Source organism: Coleofasciculus sp. FACHB-1120 (genome assembly GCF_014698845.1).
Lineage (GTDB): Bacteria > Cyanobacteriota > Cyanobacteriia > Cyanobacteriales > FACHB-T130 > FACHB-T130.
The window spans coordinates 32,050-50,720 of record NZ_JACJTV010000039.1; the positions used below are offsets into that span (position 1 = coordinate 32,050).

12 protein-coding genes are annotated in these 18,671 nt (G+C 48.3%); 5 read left to right on the forward strand and 7 right to left on the reverse strand.

The genetic code is table 11. From position 1 onward, the window contains the following. Positions 1–36 precede the first annotated feature (36 nt). The 4 genes from H6H02_RS23415 to H6H02_RS23430 form a co-directional block, all read right to left on the reverse strand. Positions 37–828, reverse strand: coding sequence for an Rpn family recombination-promoting nuclease/putative transposase (locus tag H6H02_RS23415; protein ID WP_190822325.1), 792 nt, complete (start codon positions 826–828; stop codon positions 37–39). A gap of 69 nt (positions 829–897) precedes the next feature. Beyond that, positions 898–3,012, reverse strand: coding sequence for a TIGR00300 family protein (locus H6H02_RS23420; RefSeq protein ID WP_190822327.1), 2,115 nt, complete (start codon positions 3,010–3,012; stop codon positions 898–900). Positions 3,013–3,230: 218 nt separating this feature from the next. Beyond that, positions 3,231–3,914 (reverse strand): GDSL-type esterase/lipase family protein, encoded by a 684-nt coding sequence (locus tag H6H02_RS23425; RefSeq protein ID WP_190822329.1) that lies wholly within the window; start codon positions 3,912–3,914, stop codon positions 3,231–3,233. A 121-nt stretch (positions 3,915–4,035) separates the two neighbouring features. Next, positions 4,036–4,305: a hypothetical protein gene (locus H6H02_RS23430; RefSeq protein WP_190822331.1), complete on the reverse strand. Its 270-nt coding sequence runs from the start codon at positions 4,303–4,305 to the stop codon at positions 4,036–4,038. A gap of 157 nt (positions 4,306–4,462) precedes the next feature. Here H6H02_RS23430 and H6H02_RS23435 point away from each other — a divergent pair, with 157 nt between their 5' ends. From H6H02_RS23435 to H6H02_RS23445, 3 genes are read left to right on the forward strand one after another with little or no spacing between them, the layout of a single operon-like run. Beyond that, positions 4,463–8,167, forward strand: a complete 3,705-nt coding sequence (locus tag H6H02_RS23435; protein ID WP_190822333.1) for a HEAT repeat domain-containing protein — start codon at positions 4,463–4,465, stop codon at positions 8,165–8,167. A 51-nt stretch (positions 8,168–8,218) separates the two neighbouring features. Beyond that, entirely contained in the window at positions 8,219–8,458 is a 240-nt protein-coding gene (locus tag H6H02_RS23440; RefSeq protein WP_190822335.1) for a hypothetical protein, read from the forward strand. Then, positions 8,455–8,907 carry an HNH endonuclease gene (locus tag H6H02_RS23445; protein ID WP_190822337.1) on the forward strand — a complete coding sequence of 151 codons (453 nt, stop codon included), beginning with the start codon at positions 8,455–8,457 and terminating at the stop codon, positions 8,905–8,907. The genes H6H02_RS23440 and H6H02_RS23445 overlap by 4 nt, the downstream gene beginning before the upstream one ends. A 115-nt stretch (positions 8,908–9,022) precedes the next feature. On the opposite strand, the gene H6H02_RS23450 is transcribed toward H6H02_RS23445, so the two are convergent. The 3 genes from H6H02_RS23450 to H6H02_RS23460 form a co-directional block, all read right to left on the reverse strand. Continuing rightward, entirely contained in the window at positions 9,023–9,298 is a 276-nt protein-coding gene (locus H6H02_RS23450) for a hypothetical protein (protein ID WP_190430153.1), read from the reverse strand. Between the two features lie 166 nt (positions 9,299–9,464). Then, positions 9,465–12,578 (reverse strand): phosphoenolpyruvate carboxylase, encoded by a 3,114-nt coding sequence (gene ppc / locus H6H02_RS23455; protein ID WP_190822339.1) that lies wholly within the window; start codon positions 12,576–12,578, stop codon positions 9,465–9,467. Between the two features lie 160 nt (positions 12,579–12,738). Continuing rightward, positions 12,739–12,990 carry a hypothetical protein gene (locus H6H02_RS23460; protein ID WP_190822349.1) on the reverse strand — a complete coding sequence of 84 codons (252 nt, stop codon included), beginning with the start codon at positions 12,988–12,990 and terminating at the stop codon, positions 12,739–12,741. 486 nt (positions 12,991–13,476) lie between these two features. Between H6H02_RS23460 and H6H02_RS23465 the strand changes: the two genes are divergently transcribed. Continuing rightward, complete coding sequence (locus H6H02_RS23465; protein ID WP_242040846.1) at positions 13,477–16,698, forward strand: DUF1574 domain-containing protein; 3,222 nt, start codon at positions 13,477–13,479, stop codon at positions 16,696–16,698. Between the two features lie 62 nt (positions 16,699–16,760). Further along, positions 16,761–18,338, forward strand: coding sequence for an MBOAT family protein (locus H6H02_RS23470; protein ID WP_190822341.1), 1,578 nt, complete (start codon positions 16,761–16,763; stop codon positions 18,336–18,338). The last annotated feature ends 333 nt before the right edge of the window (positions 18,339–18,671 follow it).

Consider the following 18,671-nt stretch of genomic DNA (forward strand, 5'->3'; position numbering starts at 1 on the left):
CAATGAATTCCCATCCCAGCAATACTGATTAAATGCCTAATCGGAAGTCTTCGCTTCTGCGGCTTGTCTAACTTGCTCAATTGTCAACCCCAAACCTTGAGCGACTTGTTCCACAGTTAACCCCAACGCCAAAAAACGTGGAACTGCTTCTAACTTAGCTTTCAATTCACCCTCTTCGACAGCGTCTTGGTAAACTCTAGTCTGCTTTAACTCACTGAATCCAAACATTGCTTCCATCTCCTGGCGAGTCATTTGTGGAAACTTGTACAACACTATTGTCTCAATCAACTCTATAACTTGCCGCCTGACAACTTCATCAGCAATTTCTTGGGTGGCTTTGTTAAGTAGCTGCCTTGCCAACTCAGGGGCTTTATTTTTAGTCTCTACAACTAATTTCACTACGCTCACACCAAGGGATTGGTCAGCCGCTTCTCCTAATTCATCTAAATATATCCGTCGAATTCGCGGGCTTGTCAGTAATTCTCGATACTGGGGCTTCACACCTGGATCTAGGTTTTTACTTCTAAAAATTACCACTCCTCTCCAATCGTTAGCTCGTTCGTATTGAGATAGATAAAGGAAGATTTCTCCAAAAAAGCGCTGATAAAATCTTTCGTCGCGTTGAAATTGTACTTCTACAAAATAAATGGGTTGGTCGGCAGAATCGTCAGAGGGTAGAAATAAACCATCGATGCGAAAGGCAGTTTGTTTGACTTCAACTGAGGTGAATTGATAGGTGTTGCCAGTTGATTCTGTTTGACCAATCACTTCAAAGAAGATGCTGGGAAAAGTTTGAAATAGGTGATAGAAAATGCTGTCGGTTTTCACGCTTTCGGAGCCACTATTGAAAAAACCAATAGGGTGGGCACTGCCCACCCTATCGTGTCTACACAATAATTAAGCTGATTGAGCAATGTGATAAGGACTGGTTAATTTATCCAGTTGTTGCACTAACAGACTGAGGAATAAACCGACATCGGTGACGACACCGACGGATTCGACAGAACCGCGATCGCTCAATTTGGTGACAACGGCTGGGTTAATATCCACGCAGACCATTTTCACCCCGGCTGGTGTCATATTTCCCACCCCAATTGAGTGCAGCATCGAAGAGAGCATCAAAATCATGTCTGCACCTTGCAGCAGTTGGGAATACTCTTCCTGAGCTTTAATTAAGTCCATCTGAGTATCTGGCAAGGGGCCATCATCGCGGATGGAACCGGCAAGGCAGAAGGGAACGCCATTGCGGACGCACTCGTACATGACACCGCTATTAATCACACCATTCTCAACGGCTTTGGCAATACTGCCATAACGGCGAATCGTGTTAATTACTTTCAGGTGATGGCGGTGTCCCCCCCGAACAGCAACGCCGCGTTTCATATCCACACCCAGCGAGGTTCCTAACATAGACTGCTCAATGTCGTGGACAGCGATCGCATTTCCTCCCAGCAACGCCTGCACATAACCTTGCCGAATCAGATGCGTCAGGTGTTCGCCGCCGCCAGTATGAATCACCACTGGCCCTGCTGTCACCACCACTTTACCGCCAGCATCGCGGATTTTGCGAAGTTCCCAGGCAACTTGTTCCACTACCAATTCCACGCGGCGTTCGCTGGAAACCCCGGCAGACATAAAGCTGAATTCTTGGGTGTTGCGCTGTTCGCGGGATTCCGTCTTCCGCACTGTGCGGATACCGACGACATCAACCACCACTTGTTCGCCAAGTTCTAAATCCCGGAGCAATTTACACCGTGCTACCCGTCCGTTAGGAGTTTGGGTAATTGCGATCGCGCCATCCATGCGTTGCTCTTGCACTCGCACCCACTCCCCATTGATTCTGACTTCTGTGGGATAAATGGTGGACACATAGAAATCATCTGGAGCCACCCCAGCTTGGATGACATCTTCCAGCTTGGCATCACGCTCATCTTGGGGCAAATTCACCGCACCCAAATCGATAAGCTGCGACAAAATCGCTTCCATCACATCGTGGGAAGGAGCCGACACTTTCACTTCTGCTGAGGAGGTACTTTGCCGCTGCTCTCCCAGACTGAAGTTGAGAACCTGGAAGCTGCCCCCATTTTCGACCACTAAGTCTAAAGCACGGTTGATTAAGCCTGAGTCGAGCAAATGCCCTTCTAGGCGAATTGTGCGACTTTCCACCGAGACATTGGCATGGACTTCTTCTCGGACGGGTTCTGTCACCCGCAGCGTCAGGCACTTAGCAGCACCCCCGGCTTTCAAAAATTCTGTCAGCGGCGTTTCGATGACTTGGAATCCAACATCGGCAAGGCGTTTTTTGAGCGGCTCACTCGCCTTATTCATCACCACAATGTGGTCGATATTCACCGCATTGCAGGCGAAGTTCACTGCATCCGCTTCCTCAATTGCAATCCGCTTCTCCGGCGCAACTCGCATTTCAATGACGCGGTTGGAGTAAGAATCAAATGCGGGGGGATAGTAGAGCAAATAGCCGCCACTCAGGGGACAGAAGCAGGTATCCAGGTGATAGAACCGCTCATCCATCAGGCGCAGCGATAGCACTTCGATGTCGAGCCACTTTGCCAGCAACGGGTGAGAATCGAGTTCTGAGCGGAAGCCGTATCCCGCCCACAACCAGCGCCCCTCTCGATCCAGCAGCGCATCGCCCGCGCCTTCAAACGGCAAGTCTTTGGGCAGTTCATGCACCTTATAGCCTTTTTCCTCGAACCATTGCTTGAAGTAAGGCTCCTCACCCTGCCGCTCTTTGTGGAAGAAGCGGCTCAGGACGACGGTATCTCCCAGCACCAGCCCAGCATTGGCTGTAAACACCATATCAGGCACACCGCGTTGGGGTGCAACCAAATCGACAATGGCGTGTTCTTTGAGGTTGTAGTGAAGCTTTTGCCATTGCTCGACGGCGCGATCGCGCGAGGATTTGTGAATATTGCCCTCCATCCAGGGATTAATCACATAATCCACGTCGTAATGGTCGGGAGCGCACATGAGGAAGCGGATCGAGGAGGTCATAAAAGAATCTCAAGTGAAATAGACAAGGGCAAACTCTTATTGGATACAGACTTTCTATGATCCAATTCTGTAGGACTTGTTACGAAATCTTTACCTCTTATTTGTAACAGCGAAAGTCAGCTCTAGAGGCTAATGTCTATTTTATTCTTTTACAACCCAAGGGACTTGACAAAAAGTAATTAAGTAGGAACATTTAACAGTTTGAGTGCAAATCGCTCCTATGTTTGATTCGCACTCCGTCGATATTGCAACAAAGCTGGAGACCAAGTAGCCTGGGCTAATAAAGGCTGTAAGTTTTTGGCAACGCGGGTGGCTAAAAGCTGGTGTCCGGCGGCATTTGGATGAATGATATCTTCCTGGCGATTTTTTGGATTATCGACAATTCCAGTTAAAACCTGTGGAATTAAATAAGCTTGTGTATCTTTAGCAACACGTTGATAAAGTTCGTCATATTCATCTTCTATGTAGCCGAGATTGATTCCTAGCAGCACAACAATTGCTTTTTGTTGTTGAATCGAAGTGACAATTTGTCGCAAGTTCTGTTCTGTCTCTGTTTTGGGAATTTTTCGCAGAAAATCATTTCCGCCTAATTCAACAATTACCAGCCAAGGTTCTGCCGCGATCGCATCTTTTTGTAAACGACTCAATCCCATTGCGGTTGTATCGCCGCTAACACCGCGATTCAGTATTGGTAAACCGATTTGACGACTCAACACGCTAGGAAAAGCTTCTGTCTTATCCACGCCATATCCAGAGGCGATGCTATCGCCTAAAACGATAACTTGCTTACCAACACCGGCTTTGAGATTTTTGACATCATCGAAATTGTTGCCGCAACTGGTAACAACCAGCAGGGAAGCAAACAGCAAACTAAAGAACCACACCCAGCGGCGTTTTTTCATACAGTTTTCCAATTCAACTCAACGATATTGCAGAGGGTTGGCGATAGGGGCGAAGAAAGCGCGATCGCCTATGCTACTTAACCCAATATTATTAATGCGAATGCTTCGCCCCGCGCTTCGTCTAATGACCACTTTTTTCGGCGCGGTAAGCATCGATAATCAAATAAACGCCTTGCGCCAACATCATAAGGATGACTAATGGCAAGGATGTTCCCGACATAACTGAAATAATGCCCCCTATATCAATCAATCCTGCTTGGACAAGGAATGATACAGCGCTGGCTTTCTTAAGATTAACTGAGTCTGAGGACAGGATAAGAACAAGTAAGAGTAAAGCCTGAAGTTCTGGGTTTTCAACTATAAGTAAATATTTGAACAGGTTGGTAGTCATTTGTGGAATTGCTGAACCATACAATTCCACGAAAGCGAATTGACTAGAGAAACCGCCGAACTCTTAGGGACAGAGATTAAGTGACCCTTTCTGACCCTCATCAAACCGTGAAGCCGCCTAAGCTATTAATATCCGCAACTGCTCTTTTCCGTTGAATATGGCTGAAATCCGCAATCGCAATACTGTTCGGGTAAACGAGGCTGGAAAGCAGAAACTCATAGAGGCTAAGGCTGCTAAACATATTTATCGTAATTATAAAAAAAGCATTTGGACGTATTTGGACATTGCTGAAGCCTCTGGAGTGGGTGAAAAGACGGTTAAGCGGTTTTTCGCGGGACAATCTGTTGATTGTGATAATGCGATCGCGATCGCCTTATCCCTAAATTTAGAACTAGCAGAATTAATCGATCCAAAGTCAGATCCTCCACCTCCACCGCCAGAAAACCCGATTGGCTGGCGCGATATCTGCCACAAAATGCTGGAGGAACAGCTGAGGCGTTACCAATTCCGGCGACAGGCGACGGGTACGGGGTTGGGGCATGAGGTGGGTATTTATGTGCCGCTGGGATTGGTGAAACCAACAACTCAGCCGCGACGGGGTGAGGAGTTTTGCCCATCTCCAGATGAGGGGAGTTCACAATATCAGCTGAATGAGAAGGAAATTGAGAAACGGTTTGAAGCGGATGCGTTTCTCCGGGAGGTAATTGAGGCGGGGGAAGGCAAGACGATTGCGATTATTGGGGAACCGGGGGCGGGGAAAAGTACGTGGTTAGAGCAAATTGCCCGTCATCTCAAGGATTCAGAAAATGTTTCCCGGTTGCCGATTTGCATTCAGCTAGGGAGTTTGGATGGGAAAACTTTGGAAGAGTATTTACTCCAGGTTTGGCTGAAGGAGGCGCTGTCTCTTCAAGGAATGGTGGTATCAGCCCAGATGCAAACTGAGTTGATGCAGTTGTTTAATTCTCATCAGGTGTGGTTGCTGTTGGATGGGGTGGATGAAATACGGGCGGATACATCCACGGGGGGAAATTCGCCTCTACAAGGAATTGTCAATCAGCTGAGGGGTTGGGTGGCGCAGGCGCAAACCCTGTTAACCTGTCGGCTGAATGTTTGGCAGGCGAACGATCGGGTAGTGCCGAATTGTGATGTTTATCGCACCCTGGATTTTGAAGAGCCGCAGGTGGGGGAGTTTATTGGGGAGTGGTTTGCTAGGGCGGGGAAACCCCAGTTAGGGAAGCAGTTACGAGAGAAGTTGGGCGAGTCGGGGCAGGAACGGATTCGGGATTTGATTAGAAATCCTTTGCGGTTGGCGCTGTTGTGTCAAACCTGGGCGGTGAAGCAAGGGGAATTGCCGAAGACGAAGGCGACGCTTTACCAGCGATTTCGAGAAGATTTCTATGAGTGGAAAAAAAATGAGTTTCCCATCAGCTGGCAGCAACGGCAGGAGTTGAATGCAGCATTGGGAAGGTTGGCGGTTGCGGCAATTGAGAAGCAGACACCGCTGAGGGAGTCGCTGGCATATCAGGTGATGGGGGAATCTCTGTTTGAGTTAGCGCAGCGTATTGGTTGGCTAAATCTGGTGTACCGAGATGGGGAAACCGATGAACCTGTCTATGCGTTCTATCATCTGACGTTTCAGGAATATTTTGCAGCGCTGGCAATTGACGATTGGCACTTTTTCTTGACTCATGACAATGACAATCCTCAACCGTTACCGGGGAATATTTACCGCATTTTTGAGCCGCAGTGGAAAGAGGTAATTTTGCTATGGCTGGGGCGAGACAAGAGAGAAGTAGCAGATGAGCAGAAAGAGGGGTTTATTCAGGGATTGCTAGGGTTTGAAGATGGGTGTGCGGAAGTCTTTCATAGACATCGATATAAAGGATTTTATGAGTTTCGAGCCTATTTTCTAGCCTCAGATGGGGTTGCTGAATTTCAGGATTGTATCAAGGTAAATGAAATCGTAGAGCAAATCGTTAAGTGGGGCTTTGGCTTTTTCAACATTGACAAACAAGAGTGGCAGACATATCTCGAAGCGATTGCAGTGGGAGCGAGAGCATCACTATTGCAGACTAATTATGATATAGCTGTTAACAAACTAATTGACTTATTAGAAACTACTGAAAATGATAATACCCGTAAGAGTGCCGCTGAAACTTTGGGAAAAATTGACCCTGGCAACGAACAGGCGATCGCGACTTTAGTCAGAATTATGGAAGCTACAAATAAGGATATCTGTAGGAGTGCTGCTGAAAGTTTGGGGCAAATCGGTACTGGTAACGAACAGGCAATCACTGCTTTAGTCAGTATTTTGGAAACTACATATGAAGATGATTCTATCCATATCTATAGTTTTGATATTTTGGAGAAAATTGGTACTGGCAACGAACAGGCGATTGCGGCTTTAGTCAAAATTGTGGAAACTAATAAAATTACAAAAATCCGTTGGCGTGCCGCTGAAACTTTGGGGCAAATTGGTACTGGCAACGAACAGGCGATTGCGACTTTAGCCAGAATTGTAGAAACTACTGAAGATGATTATACCCGTTGGAATACCGCTAGCAGTTTGGGGCAACTTGATCCTGGCAACGAACAGGCGATCGCGGCTTTAGTCAAAATTCTGGAAACTACTGAAGATGATTTGAATCGTTGCTTTGCCGCTTCCAGCTTAGGGGAGATTGGCATTGGTAACGAACAAGCAATTACTGCTTTAGTCAGAATTTTGGAATCTACTGAAGATAAGCATATCAGTATGATTGCTGCTGACAGTTTGGGAATAATTGATCCTGGCAACGGACAGGCAATCGCTGCTTTACTCAGAATTTTGGAAACTACTGAAGATAATTTTACCCGTAGGCGTGCTGCTGACAGTTTAGGGAAAATTGGCATTGGCAATCAACAGGCAATCGCTGCTTTAGTCAGAATTCTGGAACCTACTGAAAATGATTTTATGCGTTGGAGAGCCGCTTACAGTTTAGGGAAAATTGGCACTGGCAATCAACAGGCAATCGCGGCTTTAGTCAGAATTTTGGAAACTACTGAAGATGGAGATACCCGTTCGATAGCCGCTAGCAGTTTGGGGGAAATTGTCACTGGCGACCGAGGCGTGATTGCGGCTTTAGTCAGAATTCTGGAAACTACTGAAAATAAGGATACCTGTGGGAGAGCCGCTGACAGTTTGGGAAAAATTGTGGAAAATGACCAGATGCCCTCAGTTGTCTCAGCTTTGCAGCACTACCTCACCGATGAAGTCTATGAAAGGAATTTTGACCTGTTCGAGAATTGTCACAAAATTATCTGGCAGTGCGCTCAAACTCTGCCTTACCCAACCTTTTATCAAGCTTGGCATCATCTACCTATCACTCCCCATCCAGAAGTTGCAGAAACTACCGAAGTTGGTTTCACTCCCTTGACTCAATGCCACAATTTGGCAGTATTCCCCGAACTTCTTCACGCTGCCATTAACAAAGATCCTCAGATGTGGGACAAAGTACAACCCATTTGCATCGACAGCAGCAAATTCGAGAACCCAGATAACCCCGCCTCGGAAATTTACGCCGAGATGGTGATGCAAGGCTGTCCCGAACGTCAGAATGGGGAACCGGAAACGATGCAAGCTCTCAAAGTTTATTGTCAGCTAAAATGCCAGGAAGTCTTCCTAATTTTTTACGAAGATACAAGCGGCGAACCACCCAAAGGCTTCAGTCAAACTTTCCTCACATCTCTGAGCAAATTTCATAACGCGAGGAGAATTTGTGTAGTGAGCAAACAGCCTTGTAATCTCCAAGCATTCTCTCTCAGTCACCCGAATTTAGTTGCCGATATTGTGAGTTGGATTAGAGAGAAGATGATGGAAGAATAAAGCGCGATCGCTAATTTATTACAATAGTACCAAAGGCGTTATAAAAAGATTATGACTACTAAATTAATTATTAACCCCTCATCCTTAGTATCCAAAGGTATCCAGATTAGTCAAGTAGATAACCTAAATCTCTTTAAGTTTACTGATGAGCTACAGTCTCGTATGGAAGAACTTTTAGAGAAAAAAAAGGCTGACTTACTGACACCAGAAGAAGTAGCCGAATTAGCTGCAATATTAGAACTAGATAGAATTTTTACCTTGATCAACGCTAAAATTATCGCTCAGGCATGACAATCAATGACATCACTCGCCAGTTAGTGCGGCAACGAGCAAAATACCTGTGCGAATACTGCCACTCTTCAGAAAAAGCAAGTGCGACAAGGTTCACGCTCGATCATATAATACCGCAGTCGCTCGGTGGGTCAGATGAGTCCGATAATTTAGCATTAGCTTGCCAGCGTTGTAATGAACGACGCTATAACTTTACAGTTGCGACAGATCCACAGACTCAAGCAATCGTTCCTTTATTTAATCCACGTCAGCAACAGTGGTCAGAGCATTTTATTTGGACAGCAGATGCTTTGAATATTTTAGGGCAAACTCCAATAGGTCGAGCAACTTGCGATCGCCTTGACCTGAATGATGAACGCTATGATGAGGATGATTCCATTCGTACAGCTAGGCAGCTTTGGGTGCAAGGTGGTTGGCATCCGCCTATTGAAGATCCACGTCACAGATAGAAATTTTTTTTAATAACAAATCAGCCTAAGTTGGTTGCAGATATTGTGAGTTAGATTTGGGAGAAAATATTAGAAGATTAGAGTGCGATCGTTTCTCCTTCCTCTTTATATCAATTCACTCAGGCTGCTTGTGGTGAGTTGCCAAACCCGCGATAAAAGCCCCCACAACCATTCCACCCCACAAGCCGCTGCTGCTGCCTTGCATATAAGCTCCCGGCATCATCCAAGCTTGGCACGCCGTCTTGAATGCTGCGAATTCCAAGGTATTTTTTGTCATATTTTCGCAGCGTTGGTTATCAGCCAGTAACTTAATTTGTACCCCCATGTAAGCACCGAAACAACCCGATGCTAACGCCATAAAAGTACAAATTAACATCCGTTTTTTATTCATGGCTAACAGCTAATGGCTAATTATTTTTAATGGTTAATGATATCAAATCCGGTTTATTCCCCAGTCGCCGGAACCCCACCCCGCCACAGCCTGCGGCTCCGGCTCCCCTCCCCGCAAGCGGGGAGGGGCTGGGGGTGGGGTTCTTTTACGGATTAGCCATCAACCATCAACCCGTGTTCCGCATCCCGGCAGCAATCCCATTAATCGTTAACAGCGCCCCGCGTAGCAATTCGCCTTTACTGTAACGAGAATGGACGACACCAGAGGCTGCTTGCTTACCATGTTGACGCAGGCGTTTTAGCAGAGAGACTTGCAAGAAGCCCAGAGGGACAATCGTGCCGTTGCGTAACTGCACAGACCTTTGCAGGACTGGATCGCCATCCAACAGCCGTTTGTGACCCGCAATCATCAGGACTAAATCGCAAGTGAGGTGAAACTCGCTCTTGATTTGCTCAAACAAGGCTTCAAAGCGATCGCGATCTTCCGGTCGAGATAACTCCCGCACGTAGTGGTGAGCAATCTGCAAATCGACTTTCGACAACGTCATTTCTGCTTTAGAAATCGCCATCTTGAAGAAAGGCCACTTGAAATAGAAATAACGCAGCAGCTTCAGATTTTCCTCTGGTTCTTCATTCAAGAACTCTTGCAATGCCGTTCCGACGCCGTACCAACTCGGCAGCAGGAAGCGCGTTTGCGTCCAGCTAAAGACCCAAGGAATCGCCCGCAGACTTGCTAAATCCTTTTTACCGCCGCGACGGGCAGGACGAGAGCTGATTTGCAATTGACTGATTTCTTCGATGGGCGTCACCTGGTGGAAGAAATCGACTAAATCCGGTTGCTCGTAAATCAAGGCGCGATAGTGGGCACGCGATCGCGTCGCCAACTCTTCCATGATTTCGTTCCACGGCTGAATATCATCAAACCCGGTTCGGAGCAAGCTTGCCTGAATCACCGCGGTTGTTACGGCTTCTAGGTTGTACAGAGCTAATTCTGGCAACGAGTATTTAGAAGCCAGCACTTCCCCCTGTTCGGTAATTTTGATCCGCCCATTGATACTATGACCAGGTTGAGCCAGGATTGCTTCGTAGGCGGGACCGCCGCCGCGACCAACCGAACCGCCGCGCCCGTGGAAAATCCGTAAGGCGATGCCGTACTGTTCGGCGATTTTTTGTAGCACTTTCTGAGCTTTATGGATTTCCCAGTTACTGCTCAAGAAGCCGGAATCCTTGTTGCTGTCTGAGTAGCCCAGCATGACTTCTTGCAGGTTAAACGTGGGAGATTCCAAGTAGGCAAGTTGGTTTGAATCTTCAACCTTTACCGTTTGCGAACCTTCAACGTTTTCGTAGCCTCCGGCAAGACAAGCGCGATACAAAGGCAGTTCAAACAAATCTTGCATGACTGAAGGTGCCCGCTTCAGGTCTTCCACCGTTTCAAACAGCGGCACTACCATGATGCTGCTCTTTCCCGTGGAGGGGTCATACAGACCCGCTTCTTTTGCCAGCAGCAGCACTTCCAGAACGTCGCTGGCTTCCCGGTTCATGCTGATGATGTAAGTTTGGCAGACTTGAGCGCCAAACTCTAGCTGGAGCTGCCGCAGCATTCGGAAGGTTTCAACCGTTTCGCAAGTTTTTTCAGAAAATGGCAATTCTGCTGGGATTAGGGGGCGCTTGGTTTGCAGTTCTGTTGCCAGCCACAGCGCTCGCTCAGCTTCCGATAGCTCATTGTATGGCTTGGGCAGAATTTGCAGGTATTGGGTAATTTCGTTGAAGGTGTCGGAATGGCGGGTGCTTTCCTGGCGAATATCTAAGTGCGCCAAGTTGAAGCCATAGACTTCCGCCTGACAAATTAAATTTTCCAGATCCCGGCATGATAAACCCGTCTCAATCAGATTCCGGTGAATCAGCCGCAGTTCTGCCAGAAACTCTTCTCCAGAGCGGTAAACGACGTGAGACTGGCTATCGGAGATTTGCCGATGCAAGTTTTCGCCATCCGAGAGTCGCCGGTTGCGATCGCTCGTATTTTGCAGACGCTGCTGAATGTATGCCAGCTTCAGGCGGTAAGGCTCTTGTCGGTATCGAATTGCCAGCTGCTCGTATACCTCTGGCATTTGCGACCGATCCTGCTCCAACGAGTCCAGCAAATCTGGCAAGACATCGCTCCAGTGCAACGACAAGCTGAGCTGATTCGTCAGTTGCCGCAACGATTGGATATATTTCTCCAGCACTAAACCGCGCTGATAGCAAGCGGTTTGCCAGGTTACTTTCGGTGTGACTGAGGGGTTTCCATCCCGATCTGCCCCCACCCAAGAACCGAACTGGCAGAAGTTATTTACAGGGGGAGTGATTCCCGGAAAAGAAGCTTTTAAGGCGCGTTTTAGGCGTTGATGAAGCTGGGGAATCGTATCAAACAACACTTCTTGGAAGTAGTGGAGGGTGTAATCCACTTCATCCAACACGGTTGGTTTAAATTGATGCAATTCGTCGGTGCGCCACCAGAGGCGAATTTCTTCGGTTAATTGTTCGATGAAAGCCTCAGCTTCCCAAGAAGTTGTCAAACCGAGGGATCTAAATTCTTCTTCTGCCTGGTCTAGCTGTTGCAGAATTTTTGCAATCCGTTGCTGTTTCCCCCGAATCGTATGGCGAACAATTTCCGTGGGGTGAGCGGTAAAAACTAGCCGCACATCCAGATTGTCAATCAACCGCTGGATTTGCTGCGGAGGCACATTCATCTGGCGCAAATGGGGAAACAATCCGTGGAATGTCCCGGCATTTCGTTTGGCTGTGCTGTCGTGTTGCCAGCTTTTTTCGAGCAAATCCGCGCCAGGCCCGCCGTTTTGGTTTTCTTCCTCCATTTCTGGCGACAACACAATGGCGGAGTCCCCATCTCCTTGCGGACTGGGGAGGTTACGCGGTGCTGCCTCACTAGCCGGAGCGTTGTAGGTAGCACGTCGGGAAAGCTGCTGATCTCGCTGTTCGTAGTGCTGTTCGACGATGTTAATCAGCTGAAAGTAGAGAGCAAAGGCACGCGAGGCTCGAATCGCGGCGTTGAGGTCAAGCTTTTCGATCAGCTGAGGCACTGATTCTGGCAATTCTGTTGCCTGTCCTTCTGGCGAACACCTCGATCGGAGTTGATTTAGCAGATCGACCAGTTCCTGACCGCATTCCTGCTGGAGAACAGAACCCCATAAGTCCTCCACAACTTTGAGGCGATGACGTAAAAATAGAGCAGAAGTAGATGTTACCGTCAATTGCTGATCCGTCGATTGCAGTAGGAAACTCATAGAGTCTATTCTCTCTGAAGAAGAATAATCACCTAATTTTAGGATTTATCGTCCCAGCAAGTGGTTTACAGCGAACACCAACTGGGTTTTCTGGCAAAAGGGAGGAGCGATCGCATCCTACTGGGTAGGGGAAGGGGAGGCTATTTTTGCTCCCCCTCCTCTACTCTTCCTGATTCCCCACTTCCGCTGATGGGGTTTCTGAGTTGGGTACGTGGAGAACCGGCAAGCGATCGCCTCGAAACACTTCCTCGCTACTTTGCCCAATGGCGCATAGCAATTCGCTGACTGCTTTGAGACCTAAAACACCGAGTAGCATCGGCACCGTGGCTAAACTCAACCAGATTTCGGGACTTGCAGACGAACTTGCATCTTCGGCAGTTGACGGTTGCTTTTTGTTAGGAAGAGTTTGCATGGGAGGAAGTCTAGATGACAACTAAATTTTTTGTAGAAAAACAAATAAAAGCGGTCAGATTTTTAGATAACGCAGGGGGCGCTTATCTCTACTAGTTTATTAGTCTGAATAATACAGCGATAACCTCCGAGGGCATAGCTAGGAATAAAACAGACTCCTCAGCGCTGCTGTCTTAAGCAGGAGGCGTCCGGTAAATACTTATCTCAGGGGGGCAATAATTCCGTAGCACCAATGTCAGTCTTGTGTAAGACTACTCAGAATCTAGAAGCAATTGTACAAAGCTTCGGGACGTTTGGAGCGGTTAACACTTGCTGAAGTATGAAGTATGAAGTATTAAGTATGAAGTGTGAAGTGTGAAGTATATCCTGAAATTTTGGTGCTAAACCAATTTTTCATCCTTCGTGACAACCTTTAAGCGCGACTTCCGATCGCAACGGGTGCGCCCTCCGGGCTACAGCGTTCATACTTCATCCTTGTTTTTATCTGTTGCAAGTCCAGGGTACTTTCATTGTGATGTTGGATGCCGATCCGATCGCCTATTCAGAGGGTCAAGCCTCCCTCGCCCAGTGGGTTTCCCGCGCTATCGGTCTTCCGGAAGTGCGCCTACGATTTCGCTTACGAGGGAATAACCTGCATATTCTTTGTGAAGGCTCCGAATGTCCGCCAGCCGGACCCGTTGTAAGCCGATTTGTCAAGGCAGTGAAGGGAGAGGAAGGGGTTACTGGGTTCCCCCCGCAAGAAGCTCCAATTTCCCTCGTGATTCTCTACGGTCGGAAACTGGGCATCCAGCGTCCAGACTGGATCAAGCAAATTCACCTAGAGCGGTTAGAACCGCAGCAGGTGTCAGAAACCCCTAGCGTGGATTCTGCTGCGAGTTCGGCGACGGATGGGGGGGGAATGAACTCTGAGCCAGGAGCGAGCGAGGCTTCCGGACTGACTGCTTCCAGCCGCAGCCTCGCTCGCTCCGGTAAACCCGAGGCGATCGCGCGTTATCTGGGCGAAACTCTCAGTCCAATGGGAGTCGGCGTCAAGGTAGTGATTCAGACGCTGCCGAGGGAGCCGGGGAACCGAGGTGCTGAAGGACAGCCAGAATTGCCTACTTCTGCACCGGCTGTTTCCCGTCGTCTTTGGGTACTTTGCGATTCCAACTACAGCACCGATGAGTCGCTGATGGCCCAGCCAGTAGCGACTCAGTTGCTTTCTTTGAAGCTGGAAGGGTTTCGGGATGCCATAATTTGTAGCCAGGTTCGAGGAGAAGCGGCTCCCGATTGGCGGCTGCGGGTGGATCTGACCCCTCCGGAAGAAATGCTCAAGGATTGGGCGCGGTGGGGAGATATCCAAGCGATCGCCCACTTGCTCAATCAAGTGTTGAACGAGCAGCAGATGCAAATCTCCGCAGTTCAGAAAGATTCAACGCTGCATTTATTTTGTAGCCAGAAGCCCCTCAAACAGCTAAGAGCAGCGGTTGATACTGAACTCGCAACCAGGGATGCGGCTGAGATAGCGATCGCTGCACCCGATCGAAAAACCGCAACGAGTGCGATCGCACCTGTTTTAGCGTCTCTCACACCCCAAGGCATCCACGCCGCCACCGTTTACGGCGTCGAAACCCACGGGATTACCCCAGTCCCGGAACAAGAAACACCCATCTGGATTGAATGGCTGAATTTACCCGCATCTAGTTATCCCGCTTTAGCCGAATCCACTCTGGAATTGGCGCAACGAGGCGATCTGAACGCGATTCAGTTCTTATTACAACGCTTACTCAATCCTGACCTAGACGAGCGATTAACCACGGGTGGCATTCGCTTATCCCTGCGCCGCAAACAAGATTTGTTGCACATCATGAGCGAGGCACTCTCTAGTCCGCAGCAATCGTCTGTCGGACCCCCTGTTGCCAAGTTTCTGCGCGGGTTAGGGATTCCCGGAATTAAAGGGGTGCGAATCTATGGGCGTCGCGCCGGTTACTCCGCCCCCTTATGGCAGATGGGCGTTGACTTTACCCCTCGCAAACGGCTGGTACCAGAAGCCACCCCAGAATTTGCCGCCAGTGATGTTTACCTAGGCGATATCCTCTCTGGCAGTAACGAACCCGTTCTGCGTTCTGATGTCACCAAGGAAGACTTCAAAGCTGCTGCCAATGCGGTTTCTTTCAAGGTGACTCGAAGCATCCAGCAATGGCTATCCGCTTCCCAATTGTTTATTCCTACCGTGGAGATTAAAGACCTGGCACCCGTCGCCCCAGGCAAACTTAGCACTTCCACCTACACTTATTACCAAGGTTTCGTCGTGGCTTTGGTCTGGGGAATACTGGGGTTATTGCTAACGGTGCAAACGGATTGGTTTCTGTCGGCGATCCTGAAGTCAAAACCGCCAATTGATCAAGCGTCAGCGGTCAGCAGCAAACCAACCCTCGATCCGGGAGAATTGATTGAGGATACCTCGCTCTCCGTGCCCCAGATGTCTTTGCAAAAATCTCGTGGCTCAAAGGCTCGTGTATTTAACGACGAAGGATTCACTCGCCAAGGAGATACAGATATCACGGTGGGGGAGGATGGAACGTCCCGGCGAATGAATGCGGCATCAGCAGCCATTTTGGCAGCCGCGCGAAGTTCTAATCCCTCTTTTAATAACCGCCTGCTAGACGAAAAACTGGCTCTCTACCAACAAATGCTGGTACAAAGACGGGGAGTTCCCCCGGATGTTTGGATTGTCGGCAGTTCTAGGGCAATGCGGGGGGTTGATCCTCAAGCGTTGGAAGAAGCTCTGGCAGCGCAGGGATATCCGGGTGTTCAGGTGTTTAACTTTGGCATCAATGGTGCGACGGCTCAAGTGGTAGATTTGATGATCCGCCAAGTTTTGACGCCAGAGCAATTACCAAAACTGATTATTTGGGCGGATGGTGCTAGGGCGTTTAATAGCGGGCGGATAGATGCCACCTATAATGCGATCGCTAACTCGCAAGGCTACCAACATCTGCTTGCTGGTACTTTCCCCAAGCAGAATTCAAACCCAGGGAGTCCCAATCAGACAGCGGCGACACCACCGGCTAAAACTCCAGCGACAGCGAATAAAGGAGCCAGCGGTTCCTTAACGCAAAGCTATCAAATGGTTAATACTTGGCTGAATGAAACCTTGGGAACCTTTTCAACGACTTATCCCCAGCGCGACCAGATGAAAACACGCTTACGGGATCTGTATGTCGTTTGGGCAAAAGCAGCGAAAATAACTCCTGAGGGAGCTGCCGATACTCCCCAAGCATCAACAGCCAGCCAATTTGCCATTGATTTTGATGGCTTCCTTCCCCTCACCGTTCGTTACAATCCTGCCACCTACTACAAGAAATATGCCAGAGTCAGCGGTGACTATGACAGCGATTACTACGCCTTCAAGATGGAAGGCAAGCAAACCCAAGCACTAGAATCCTTGCTGGAATTTACCCAAGCGCGTCAAATTCCGATTGTTTTTATAAACTTGCCTTTGACCCAGGATTACTTAGACCCAGCACGCATAGAATATGAGCAAGAATTTCAGCGGTATATGCGATCGCAAGCAATCCAAAAAGGGCTGATCTTCCGAGACTTAAATCAGCTTTATCCCACTCAAAATGATTATTTTTCCGATCCCAGCCACCTCAACCGCTACGGTGCCTATGAAGTTTCTAACCAGCTAGCTGAAGATCCCCTGATTCCTTGGCCTGCTAAATAGAACTGAGGACTGTTTTCGCTAACAGTCCTCAGTCCTTACTCCTCAGTCCTCAGTCTTCAAAAATGACTTTTATCTCACTGATCTACGGACTCTTTCTGCTCAGCGTTTTGGGAATTTACTGGTCGTTCCAAAAACAGTCTTTGCAGATGTGGACGCTGCTTATTGTCAGCCTAGTTTTCTATACTTCTCTGCAAGCACCGACTTTGGTGAATGAGCCTTGGCTGCAAATTTTAGCCTCGCCGCAAGTCGCCTATATTCCGTTGCTGATTGCCATCACTTTGATGAACTTCAGCCTGGGTAAGGCAATTGGAGAAAATACAGCCTTAGGGATGTACGCAACCGATCCCCATGAAGAGTGGCAATTCGATCAAGCGTTTTGGAATCGCCAGCGACTAAAGTTTTTATGGTTGGGGATTGTTCTGAATGTCTTGTTGCTGGTGAGCTTCAAGTATGTACCTTTTTTCTTAAATTCGGTGGCGGGTTTCTATGAGCAATTCACCGGAACATCGCTACCCATTGCCGAAAATAGTGCTAGTTGGGTTAGCTCTCACTTAATTGCACCTTTGGGCTTGAGTTTCTTTTCTTTTGAGTGCATTGCTTATTTAATTGATGTGTATCGCGGTGCCCCAGCGACGGAGCGATTTCTCGATTTTGCAGCTTATAAATTATTTTTTCCCAAGCTGATTGCAGGACCGATTACTCGTTACCATCAATTCTCAACTCAGCTCAAGACGCTGCAATTTCCAACGCTTAATCAGATTACGGAAGGACTGTGGCTGATTGCCTGCGGTGCAGTTAAAAAAGCGCTTTTGGCAGACCGGCTGGGAATTTTTGTTGATTTGTGCTTTGGTAACTTAGAGCGAGCAAGCAGCGGCGATTTGTGGTTAGCGATCGTTGCCTACGGACTGCAACTCTATCTGGATTTTAGCGGGTATGTAGATATCGCCCGTGGCAGTGCCATCCTCTTAGGCTTCAATCTCCCGGAGAATTTTAATTTTCCTTACTTCAGTACCAGCATCGCTGATTTTTGGCGGCGCTGGCATATGACGCTCGGCGATTGGCTGCGAAACTACCTCTATTTTCCTTTGGGGGGTTCGCGCCAGGGGCTACGCCGGACTTGCCTGAATTTGCTCATTATTATGTTGATTGCTGGGATTTGGCATGGAGCGGCTTGGGGCTATGTGGTCTGGGGGGCATATCACGGTATTGCTTTAGTGGCTCACCGCCTTACAGAAGCTCACTCCCGCCAGTCTGAGAAAGCTAAAAACTGGTGGAAAAGCCTTCCCGGTGTGCTGGTTGCCTGGTTGCTCACCCAGTTTATGGTGTTCACATCCTGGATTTTCTTCCGCCTACCGAATCTGAAACAATCCAGTTGGGTGATTCAACACCTCTGGGGTCAATCTGCTGATGCCCAGTTTGCCGAAAAAGTCTACGGGGAGGCGCTGGGTGTGAATGCATCTCAGTTAGGTTTACTGCTTTGGCTGCTAGCCGCGTCGATGTTCCTCGTCTATGCCGTCCATCGGGGTCTCAAGTTACAGCTCAATTGGCCTCTGAAGCTGCTGCTAGTGCCATTGTGTTTCTACATTGTCTGGATATTTGCGCCCCAAGGGGGTCTTCCCTACATTTACTTTGATTTTTAGGGCATTGGGCGATCGCACGCTACTCTTGACTGGCACATCTTGCTGGCGATCGCTACTCCTACGGCATTCTGGGTCATTTATAAGTAAATGCAATGACAGTGATTTGGATTCGTGAACAATAAAAAGCTGGACAAATACTAACAAATGTAAATATTATTAAATAGAAGGCGAGACAAGCTTCGCCTCATTCATACCGAACTTAGAAAATTCAAACAGCACTCATAAGAACATGACCACAACCTTACAAAGACGCGAAAGCGCCAACGTATGGCAACGGTTCTGCGATTGGGTCACATCAACCGACAACCGCCTGTATGTAGGCTGGTTCGGCGT

Bases quoted from the DNA above. Each gene is read 5' to 3' on its own strand.
- H6H02_RS23420 (WP_190822327.1), bottom strand. From the start codon at position 3,012: ATGACCTCCTCGATCCGCTTCCTCATGTGCGCTCCCGACCATTACGAC.
- H6H02_RS23425 (WP_190822329.1), bottom strand. From the start codon at position 3,914: ATGAAAAAACGCCGCTGGGTGTGGTTCTTTAGTTTGCTGTTTGCTTCC.
- H6H02_RS23430 (WP_190822331.1), bottom strand. From the start codon at position 4,305: ATGACTACCAACCTGTTCAAATATTTACTTATAGTTGAAAACCCAGAA.
- H6H02_RS23435 (WP_190822333.1), top strand. From the start codon at position 4,463: ATGGCTGAAATCCGCAATCGCAATACTGTTCGGGTAAACGAGGCTGGA.
- H6H02_RS23440 (WP_190822335.1), top strand. From the start codon at position 8,219: ATGACTACTAAATTAATTATTAACCCCTCATCCTTAGTATCCAAAGGT.
- H6H02_RS23445 (WP_190822337.1), top strand. From the start codon at position 8,455: ATGACAATCAATGACATCACTCGCCAGTTAGTGCGGCAACGAGCAAAA.
- H6H02_RS23450 (WP_190430153.1), bottom strand. From the start codon at position 9,298: ATGAATAAAAAACGGATGTTAATTTGTACTTTTATGGCGTTAGCATCG.
- ppc (WP_190822339.1), bottom strand. From the start codon at position 12,578: ATGAGTTTCCTACTGCAATCGACGGATCAGCAATTGACGGTAACATCT.
- H6H02_RS23460 (WP_190822349.1), bottom strand. From the start codon at position 12,990: ATGCAAACTCTTCCTAACAAAAAGCAACCGTCAACTGCCGAAGATGCA.
- H6H02_RS23470 (WP_190822341.1), top strand. From the start codon at position 16,761: ATGACTTTTATCTCACTGATCTACGGACTCTTTCTGCTCAGCGTTTTG.